Source organism: Chamaesiphon sp. OTE_8_metabat_110 (assembly GCF_031382685.1).
GTDB lineage: Bacteria > Cyanobacteriota > Cyanobacteriia > Cyanobacteriales > Chamaesiphonaceae > Chamaesiphon.
On the sequence record NZ_JANMZA010000598.1, the window covers coordinates 1 to 6,668 of the forward strand.

The 6,668-nt window shown below is 50.3% G+C and carries 5 protein-coding genes; 1 reads left to right on the plus strand and 4 read right to left on the minus strand.

What is annotated here, in order from left to right; all coding sequences use genetic code 11:
* Positions 1-104: 104 nt before the first annotated feature.
* From RMO52_RS21540 to RMO52_RS21555, 4 genes are all read right to left on the minus strand, one after another.
* Positions 105-1,319 (minus strand): ATP-binding protein, encoded by a 1,215-nt coding sequence (locus tag RMO52_RS21540; RefSeq protein WP_310418411.1) that lies wholly within the window; start codon positions 1,317-1,319, stop codon positions 105-107.
* 594 nt (positions 1,320-1,913) lie between these two features.
* The gene (locus RMO52_RS21545; RefSeq protein ID WP_310418414.1) at positions 1,914-2,333 is read right to left on the minus strand and encodes a response regulator; all 420 of its coding nucleotides are present in this window, start codon (positions 2,331-2,333) and stop codon (positions 1,914-1,916) included.
* 11 nt (positions 2,334-2,344) lie between these two features.
* Positions 2,345-4,189, minus strand: a complete 1,845-nt coding sequence (locus tag RMO52_RS21550) for a CHASE3 domain-containing protein (RefSeq protein ID WP_310418417.1) — start codon at positions 4,187-4,189, stop codon at positions 2,345-2,347.
* Between the two features lie 563 nt (positions 4,190-4,752).
* On the minus strand, positions 4,753-5,952 hold the full coding sequence (locus tag RMO52_RS21555) for a PAS domain-containing sensor histidine kinase (protein WP_310418420.1): 1,200 nt from the start codon (positions 5,950-5,952) through the stop codon (positions 4,753-4,755).
* A 159-nt stretch (positions 5,953-6,111) separates the two neighbouring features.
* Between RMO52_RS21555 and RMO52_RS21560 the strand changes: the two genes are divergently transcribed.
* The coding region (locus RMO52_RS21560) for a response regulator transcription factor (protein WP_310418424.1) at positions 6,112-6,668 on the plus strand (557 nt) is incomplete at its 3' end.

Below are 6,668 nucleotides of genomic sequence, written 5' to 3' on the forward strand. Positions count from 1 at the left end.
ATTATTCATCACCTAACAGCAACACTTCAGCTCCGCCTCGTCTCCCCTCTCCCATCTACCCTCTCCCATCTACCCTCTACCCTCTACCCTCTACCCTCTACCCTCTACCCTCTACCCTCTTGATGAGCGGGAAGACGCACCTTAAATAGACTACCTGCTCCAGAGTTAGAGGTGACGGTAATCGTGCCAGAGTGGGTAGTGATGATGCGTGCGACTAGGTGTAGCCCTAAGCCGCTACCAGATTGGCGATGTTTGCCAGTCCGAAACCGTTCAAAAATGGTCTGCTGTTCTTCTGCGGACATGCCTAGCCCTGTATCGCGAACGTCGATCGTGACCCATCCATTCATCGCGACGGCATCTTCGATCTGTGCGGGTTCAAAGCCGAGCTTGAGTTGAACGTGACCGACGTCAGTAAACTTGAGACCATTCCCGACTAAATTGGCGACCGCGCGGCGAATTTCTTGACAGTCACCCAAAACTTTCAGGGAAGTAGGATCGGGGACATCGCTAGTCGCCGTTAGCTCGATCGATTTGTACAGTGCTAGCGGTTGCAGTTGTTCGATCGTGGCTTGGATGATGTCCCACATATCGCACTTGGTCATCGTCAGCGCTTTATTGCCAGACTCATAACGGTTTACTTCTAGGATCGTATTGACAAGTTCGAGGAGGTTTTGGTTGCTGCGGCTCATCGCGTCTAGCGCCTCTTGCATGGAGTCAGACAGCGGACAAAAAGCCTCTTTCTCGAACAAACCGAACATGATATTTGCGGCGACTAGCGGCGTTCGCAAGTCATGGGTGAGGTGGGAGATAAAATCTTCGCGTTGGAGGTTTTGGATTTCGATTTGCTCGCGCTGTTCTTCGAGAGCGCGGTTTTGTTCTAGCAGTAATTTGTTAGTTTCTTGGAGCTGTTGCGCGGCGATGATGGAGTCGCGTTCGGCACGATTGAGCCGAATGGCATTCCGCAGGATTTGGGCGAGATTGGGCGGGTTAACCAGCGATTTGGGGAGGTAGTCAGTGGCACCTGCTTTCATCAGATCGACGGCAATCCGCTCGTCGCCTTGTCCGGTGAGGACTACTAGGGGATGTTGGACGTCGAGCTTGACAGCGTACTGTACCAGGGCTAGACCGTTTTCATCGGGTAGTCCGTAGTCTACAAAGGTGCAATCATACTCGTTTGCTTCTAATAAGGCAAGCGCTTCGGCACAATTGGCGGCTTCACTCACCGTTATTGTCATCCCAGATTTGAGCAGAGCGCGTCTGACCGCCATGCGATCGACTTCATCATCATCGACGATTAGGATGTGTAGAGATTCTTCCATTCCAGGTGAGTTTTGTAAAGTGGGAAATATGGATTTAAGATTTTTTTGTAGGGGTGCCCCTGTCTTGACGTTTTTTTATTCGGGGGTTCCCCCGAATAAAAACGTCGCTGTCTTGAAAAGGTGCTTCACTGGCGGAGTTGGGTCGGTCATTTTCCCGATCCGTGACCCATACCCAAGCGGGGGGAACCCCAGAGATAAAAACGCCGCTTGTGGGTACCCTTCATCGATGTGGGGTAAGCACAAGGCATTACCCCTACATAAATTGTTGGTGGTGCATCATGGATCGATTCAGCAACACCAGCACCGCATTGTGTATCAAGCCCTGATTTCCAGTCTCCGGGCTACTCTCATCTCTAACTGACGTTAGCTTGAGCAGGAAAACCACAATCGTACTCCCCTTTTCAAGGTATCGCTTCCACAGCGGGTGTGGCTAATTATACAAATATTTTATAATTTATTATGTATTATGATGACATGGCTTATATGGTGTTGGTATCGATGCTCATTCTGAGCGGCTACGCCAACAGCAACCAGATCGCAGTCCGATCGAAGCTTCGTTCGGGATAGCGCCAAGCATCCAGACATGCGGAGATCTTAGGTCATCTCGCAGAGTGTCCAATATTTATTGAGAGTAACCATCAGTTCTACAAAGGTATTGAAGGTGACGGGTTTGAGAATATAGCCAGCAACATTGAGATCGTAGGCTTGAACCCGGTCGCGTTCTTCGTTCGAGGTGGTGAGGACGACAACGGGAATGTGCCTAATCGCCGGATCTTGGCGTAGTTCGTGCAAAAATTCTAGCCCATTCATTTTGGGCATATTTAAGTCGAGTAAGATCAAGCGTCGATCGGCAGGAATCAAAGACGGCTGTTCGGGAGTATCTCGCAACATCGCGAGCGCTTCGATGCCATTGCCAGCGATGAATAGGGGGTTGGTAATATTGCCTTTTTTAAATGCGCGTTGGACGGTCATGATGTCTACTTCATCATCTTCGACCAGTAAGATATTTAACATTAGGTTTTCGATCATTGTGCCTGAGCAATAGTGTTGTCCTTGTCAATAACTGGCTGTTTGGGCCAAGTAAATCGAAATATCGCCCCTTTGCCAGCCAAAGATTGTAACTCAATTGTGCCCCCTTCTGCCGTAACGATCTTTTTGACGATCGCTAGCCCTGCGCCGATGTTTTCCTGGAGATCGCGAGCTTTGAGGGTTTGAAAGATCGTATAGATTCTTTTTTGATATTGGGGTTCGATGCCATCGCCATCATCAGCGATCGCAAATTCATAGCGATCCCCGAGATCTTTTGCTGATATCTCGATTATACCCACTTTAGTCGGGTGATGGCGGATCGCATTATCGATGAGATGACTGAATACCTGTTCGAGTGGCTGTTGTCGTGCCTGCAACGTCGGCAGCGACGTGGTAATTTTGATGGTAAAGGTGTCTGGCGGCGCGAGTGCATCGATAACTTTGGTGACGAGGCGCTGGACATCCACTGTTATCACTGGTGTATTGACTCGCCCGACGCGGGAGTATTCGAGCAAACTGTTGAGCAGCGCCTGCATCCGGTAGATGCGGCTGCGGAGCAAGTGCATTTGCGCTCGCGTCTCGGGGGAGATGTGCTCGTCGAGATCTTCTTCGATCCACTCAGAGAGGCTGGCAACCGCACGTAAGGGGGCTTTGAGGTCGTGAGAGGTAATATAGGCAAACTGATCGAGTTCGCGGTTGCTGTGGCTCAAGGAGAGGTTGCTGGCAATCAGCGAGTTATTTAGCTCCGCCATTTCGACGGCTTTGGCGGCGAGGGCGCTGGCGGCTTGGGTGCGGGCGCTGATGTCGCGGAAGATGGCGATCCGATCGTCATCTAGCTCGATATTGTTCATCGAGACTTCGAGCGGAAAAACTTCCCCATTCTTGCGTCGTCCCACCGCCTGCACGATCTGTCCGGTGGGGGTAAGTTCGGAGAGGGCACAGGGCAAATAAAATAACAGCTTGCGGGTGGCTTCATCCTCTTCAGACAAGAGTCGCTGCCATTCCCAGCCGATAACTTCAGCGGCTGTGTAGCCAAACATCTGTTCGGCGGCGGGATTGAAAGTTTCGATCTGTCCTTGGGGATTGACGACGATCGCCCCATCGACGATATTGGAGACGATCGCTTCAATCAGGCTGCGACTCTCTCTGAGACTGATCTCGCGATCGCGTAACTCTTTGGTCAAGTCTTGCAGCAGCCGGATCGTCAGGATCGTGCCGAATAAGCTCAGCGCAATACCATACCACATCGCCGTAGCATTAAAATCTTGCTGATCTTTGAGTATTTCCGCGCGAATTTTCAGCACCCGCTGTTCTTCAGCTTCAAATTTGCCAATCTCACTCCGAAAGCGATCCATCACTTGTTTGCCAGCCAGCATCCGATCGATATCGGCTGGCGTGGTGGCACCATTACTTTCATCCACCTGCCGGACGAGACTTTGGAGATGAGCGAGCCTTGCACCAGCAAGCTGGTTGAGGAGTCGAACTTGACGTTCTTGGTCGGGACGATCTCGCACGAGATCTTCTAATTCCTTGAGGTCGGAGCCGATCTTCTTGCTGGCGCTTTGATATGGTTCGAGAAACAGCGGTTTTTTGCTAACGTAGTAACCCCGCACGCCCGTTTCGGCATTGAGGAGACTAATCAGCGTACTCTGACTTTTGGCTAAGACTTGATTGGTATACTCGACATAGCTTTGGGCTTCAACCATCCGTTGGCGGAGTAGGGTGTAAGTAACCACCGACCCCATTAAACACACTAAGGGGATAGCAATAACAACACTACCCCGATATTCGATCGGGAGGTGGTACCAATAATTTTTTAACTGCTGCCAAACGGATTTCATGAACTGCGCTACACAAAGCAATTGACGTGAATCCCCCTGAGCCATCTTAAGCATGAGGCTGGGCGATTTAGATCTAGAAGCGAAGTCTAAGAGAATGTCTGAAAAGATTTTATGTCTTCGATCGTAGTTCTGAATTCTCTAACTCCCTTGCAGAGGATGTTTGAAAAGTCTAATTGCTCCGTTCACAGTGGGCAAATCCCCCTGTCTTGTCTCCCTAAACCGTCGGGGAACAAAGGCGTGCGGGAGCCGCTAAATCCCCCTTAAAAAGCGACCCAAATCACGCGGAGGTTCCCGACCCGTTTGGGTCAGCGATTCGCGATCCGTAGGGTTTCCCGTTCGCGCAGCGTCTCCGAAGGAGAGGGTTTAGCGAATCAAGACAAGACAGCGGATGCAATCGCGCTGAGGTTTCGTCAGCGTGCGTTGCACCAAGCAGGGAGACTAAGATCCGGATTTTAGCCCCCTTTTTAAGGGGGTTGGGGGATTTAGATCTAGGAACGGAGCAACAGCCGACTCGTGTATACATCCTGCCTTTGAGAAGAGACTTCCATATTTCCAGGTATCCTTTAAGCTGCCGAAAGTGCTGTGGCTACAGGTGTCAACCAGGTAAACCTGAGCTGAGTTCCTGCGCCCAGATCGGATGATAGCTCGATATTACCACCTTCAGTTTCAACAATCTTTTTGACGATCGCTAGTCCCATACCCGTACGATCGGCTTTTTTACCCAGCGTATTAAAGATTCCAAACACAAACTCGTGTTGTGCAGGTGGAATCCCAGGCCCATCGTCGGTAATGGTAAACTCATAACCCTCAGCCAACGGCTGACTGCTAATCTGAATATTACCATCGTCGCGATGATGGTGGGCGATCGCATTGTCGATTAGTTGCGAGAATACCTGCTGGAGCGACCAGCGTTTGGTATCCAGTATCGGTAGACCTGGATCGATTTCGATCGTAAAGCCAGCGGGCGGTGCTAGCAATGCTACAACGTCACTTACCAATTTTACGACAGTTACCCGCTCGATGTTAACCTCCATTCGGCTGATGCGCGAATAAAAGAGTAATCCATCGATCAGTGCTTCCATTCTACCGACCCGCGTGCGGAGTAGCTGCAATTGCTCGCTGCTTTCTTGGGCGAGTTCGCCCATCAGATCGTCTTCAATCCACTGCGAGAGGTTAGTTACCGCGCGTAAGGGTGCCTTGAGATCGTGAGAGATCGTATAGGTAAATTGGTCGATTTCCCGTTCGCGTCGATCGACTAATGCCATCATTTGGGTCAATAATGTATTTAGCCGCTCGATTTCTGCTGCGCGATCTTTTGCTGCTAATTCAGCATTTTTGCGATCGTCGATGTCTGTATGGAAGCCCATCCATTTTTGGACGGTACCATCTGGATCGAACACAGGTACGCCATGTACTCGCATCCAGCGATAGTAATCGTCGCGGTGATGCAGGCGATACTCGGCTTCAAACGTCATGTGGTCTGTAGGTGCCATTGCGGCTCGCTCTACCGCTGTCTGCCAAGCTAGCCGAACGCGATCGCGATCTTCAGGGTGCAGGGCATTCAGCCAGCCCCCACGCTGAATCGACTCCAGCGGTTGTCCGGTAAATGCCGACCATTGGGGGATTTCCGCCTGAACTTCCCCCCGAGCGTCAGTTTCCCACAGGATTGCCGCAACTCCTTGAATCAGAGTTTGATACCGCTCGATCGGATCGGTGACGATCTGAGGGTAACGATCGGCATTGTTGTCCGGAGAATGGTTCACACTGATTGTTGTCCTCCCAGTTCAATAAGTTATTATTGTAGTTAAATCGCATTTAAATATAACACTGAAAAAGTAGTTAATCGATTGGGTATGTGTAACTGATACAGTAGGTATAAACTAGATTTCATTTAGTCCCACTCTGGTTAAAGGTTGGTTATTATGAGCGATATCCGTGTAGTTTTGATCGAAGACCACGACGTTGTTCGGATCGGACTACGGACTGTGTTGCAGATCCAAGAAGGGATTCAGGTCGCCGGGGAAGCCAGCAATGGCACTCAAGGATTGACATTGTTACAAACAACTCAAGTCGATGTTGCTTTAGTTGATGTGGGTTTACCGGGCATAGATGGGATCGAATTAACCCAACAATTTCGGAAGTTTCAAAAAGACCATCCCGAATCAACTACCAAAATCATCATGCTGACGATGCTCGGGACGGAAGATACCGTCTTAGCTTCCTTCGCTGCGGGAGCTGATTCTTACTGTATGAAAGATATCGGCATCGAACAACTCATCGAAGCAATTAAGATGACCCACGCTGGTAATGCGTGGATCGATCCAGCAGTTGCCAGCATCGTCCTCCGCCAAGTCAGATCGAGTATCGTCCAACCCACCAGCCAAAAACAAACGATCGAGATTAGGTCGTTAGAGCCGGAATACGAGCAGGTATTAGCATCAGATCCAGTCACCGATCGCGAACGCGAAGTCCTCGAACT

What these genes read in the sequence shown, in the direction of transcription:
- RMO52_RS21540 (WP_310418411.1), bottom strand. Translation starts at nt 1,319, where the DNA reads ATGGAAGAATCTCTACACATCCTAATCGTCGATGATGATGAAGTCGAT.
- RMO52_RS21550 (WP_310418417.1), bottom strand. Translation starts at nt 4,189, where the DNA reads ATGAAATCCGTTTGGCAGCAGTTAAAAAATTATTGGTACCACCTCCCG.
- RMO52_RS21545 (WP_310418414.1), bottom strand. Translation starts at nt 2,333, where the DNA reads ATGTTAAATATCTTACTGGTCGAAGATGATGAAGTAGACATCATGACC.